Annotated in this window: 4 protein-coding genes; all 4 read right to left on the bottom strand. The window is 28.4% G+C overall.

What is annotated here, in order from left to right:
- Nucleotides 1-142 precede the first annotated feature (142 nt).
- Complete coding sequence (locus tag ACR0QS_RS12510; RefSeq protein ID WP_432633785.1) at nucleotides 143-598, bottom strand: hypothetical protein; 456 nt, start codon at nucleotides 596-598, stop codon at nucleotides 143-145.
- 36 nt (nucleotides 599-634) lie between these two features.
- The gene (locus ACR0QS_RS12505) at nucleotides 635-1,018 is read right to left on the bottom strand and encodes a VOC family protein (RefSeq protein ID WP_432633784.1); all 384 of its coding nucleotides are present in this window, start codon (nucleotides 1,016-1,018) and stop codon (nucleotides 635-637) included.
- 47 nt (nucleotides 1,019-1,065) lie between these two features.
- Entirely contained in the window at nucleotides 1,066-2,106 is a 1,041-nt protein-coding gene (locus ACR0QS_RS12500) for a CapA family protein (protein WP_432633783.1), read from the bottom strand.
- Between the two features lie 158 nt (nucleotides 2,107-2,264).
- Nucleotides 2,265-2,865: hypothetical protein (locus ACR0QS_RS12495; RefSeq protein ID WP_432633782.1), on the bottom strand; the 601-nt coding region annotated here is incomplete at its 5' end.

The following is a 2,865-nucleotide window of genomic DNA, read 5'->3' as shown; positions in this document are numbered from 1 at the left end:
TGATTGGAAAGCGACTCTGCATTATAATGGAAATATATATACTTTAGATGCCAAGAAAAATCAGAAAGAATTGGTATTTAAAATTTGATAATGATTATATATGAACGAGTATCTTTTATTAGTTATTCGTTCATATAAATTGTTATTTTTTATTATCGCTAAAACCGTAAATACTAAAATATCTCACTTGAATATCCTCAATATCGTCTTCTATATTTTTTAAGAAGAATTTTAAATTGAGTCCGATTAAATAATTATTATTCAAAGCGATGTATTTTTCTTTTTTATTATCCGCGTTCAAAAAATAATCGTTCACTATCATATTGACATCTATATGAATGTCGGAGAGAATGTAGCCGTTATCCAAAACTTCGGTTGTGATTAAAACAAAATTATTTAAATATTCGTATTCCGAGTAAGCGCCAGATTCTGAAGAATATTTTTTTAATTCTATATTATCGAGAAAATTTTCGACTCCTTCTTTAATCGCCTTTTCAATATTTTTATCTTTATAAATTTTTTCTCTCGCTTCTTCTTTGGTTATTCTGCCGTTTGAATTTGCAATATTATTTATATCCATATTTTCTAAAGTTCCCATAATATCTCCAATATATAAAATATCTCCTAAATTAATTTAAATCGTAATTTCTATTTTATTATTTTCTGGGTCTAATATAACGCTTTCGTAATATCCGTCTCCCGTAGTTCGCGGATTTGACGCGACTATATAGCCGTCATTTTCTAAAATTTTTGTAAGGCTGTCGACTTTGTCTTTGCTTCCAACCGATATTGCAATATGAGCGAAACCGTAAAAATTATTTTCTTTATTTAATTCTTTTATATCTTTTATATTCATTATTTCCAATTTTGAATTATCTTCAAACGAAAGAAAATAAGATTCAAAACATTTTTTATCGTTAATATATTTGTCGTTGCATTTGCAATTAAAATATTTCACATAAAAATCTTTAATATTTTCTATATCTTTAACCCACATAGCCACATGCGAAATTTTCATTAAAATACTCCAATTAATTTTATCAAAAATTTATTTAATTATTTTTATTATTTTTTATTTAAAATCGCTTCGCCTTCCGAATCAAATTTTACTCCGCTATTTGGAAAATCCAAATCTGCGTAATTATTGAGTTTATTTATCGCCTCTTTTGAACTATCAACGCTAGGAATTCCTCCGTTTATAAGTTTAATCGGAATTACTTTAGCCGAATCGATTTTTAAATTATCGTTTAATTTTATTTGCAATATCGCGCTTATTCCGTTATTTCCCGCCAAAGAAAATTGTTTATATCCGACAAAATTTCCGAGAGAATAGGCTATAAAAGAATCGTTGTAAATTTCCATCGCTCTTAAAACATGAGGACCATGCCCGATTATTAAATCCGCTCCCGAATCGCTTACCGCTCTTGCGAATTTATAAACATCGCCTCTATTTTCGCCGTAAAACATTTCGGTTGATTTCGGCACTCTATACATATTTCTGCCTTCCGCCCCGCCATGAAAACTAACTACAAGAAAATCGCATTCTTTTTTTGTTTTTTCAACCAGCGCTTTTGCGGACGCTATATCTTGAATAGAATTATTCGCGTAAGAAAAATAATAGAAAGCCAAAAATCCTATTTTTTTATTTTTAATTTCCATAAAAGACGCGGTATTTAAAATATTTCCGACAATTTTTATTCCCGCGTTTTGAACATATTCCTGCGTTTGTTTATAGCCTTTGTCTCCAAAATCTCTCGAATGATTATTTGCAACCGCCACGATATTGAAACCCGCTTCGGCTATTCTGTTTGCCATGTAAGGAGGCATGCGAAAAGCGTAAGAATTTTTGCTTCGTTTTGACGACTGCGTATTTGTGTTCGCTATCGCTCCTTCCAAATTTGCAAAATTAATGTCGGAGTTTCTGAAATAATTTTCCACGCTTTTAAATATATCTTTCCCTTCGTTCGGCGGCAAATAACTTCTATCGGGATAATCGCTTCCCGTCATCACATCGCCCACAAAAGAAAGAATTATTTCGGCATTCAAAATATTGAAATTAAAAATATAAAAAAATATTAAAACAAATTTAAAATAATTTTTATTCATTATAAATCCTTAAATATTGGTTTTTATTAACGGAATATATTATAACATTGATAAGTTAATTATGAAAGAGATTTTTTACTTATAAAATATAGTGTAGTTAAAAACTCTATGTTTTCTCAAAAAGATTATATTGGAAAATAATTTTAATTTTAGATGTTTTAGCTATTCATATTTTCAATAATCTGCTTAAAATTAAGCACTTTTGAATAATTAGAAATGCATAACTTGGTATTAAATCCTGCATCAGTTTGAAAGCTTAACACTCCATAATGACATATCGGAAGTTGGCGATTATTTTTATATCTTTTATCTGGTGTGCCATTATTATTTACAAACTGCCAAGTATAAGATAAAATCTCGGCATCATTTGGAGCGATATCTTCAATAAAATTTATATCTGAAACGGTAATTTTTAAATCTTTTATATTAAATGCGTTAACAACTTTTTTATTAATAATTATTATAATATCTGGTAAAATATAAAGTTTTTCTTTCTTTAATCTTATTAAATAACAAGCGGTATTTGTATTCAAAAAATATGGTTTTTTATTAACTATTTTTATTTTTGTTCTACTAATTGACTGAGCAGCGCCAGCATTTGTGCGTTTTGTTTGATTAGAAAATATATCATTCATTTGCCATACCGAAATGCAACTTTTTAAGCAGTCAATAGCTTCGCTTAATGCTTTAATATGTTTTTCGCCTATTTCATCAAAATCATATTTAGTTTTTACACGCCCAATAATTCTATATGTAATT

The sequence above is a fragment of the Brachyspira sp. genome, assembly GCF_050873525.1.
In the GTDB taxonomy this organism is placed as follows: domain Bacteria; phylum Spirochaetota; class Brachyspiria; order Brachyspirales; family Brachyspiraceae; genus Brachyspira.
This window is presented reverse-complemented; position numbering and strand designations above follow the sequence as displayed.

Excerpts from the sequence above, each read along its gene's own strand:
- ACR0QS_RS12500 (WP_432633783.1), bottom strand. The coding sequence starts at position 2,106 with ATGAATAAAAATTATTTTAAATTTGTTTTAATATTTTTTTATATTTTT.
- ACR0QS_RS12505 (WP_432633784.1), bottom strand. The coding sequence starts at position 1,018 with ATGAAAATTTCGCATGTGGCTATGTGGGTTAAAGATATAGAAAATATT.
- ACR0QS_RS12510 (WP_432633785.1), bottom strand. The coding sequence starts at position 598 with ATGGGAACTTTAGAAAATATGGATATAAATAATATTGCAAATTCAAAC.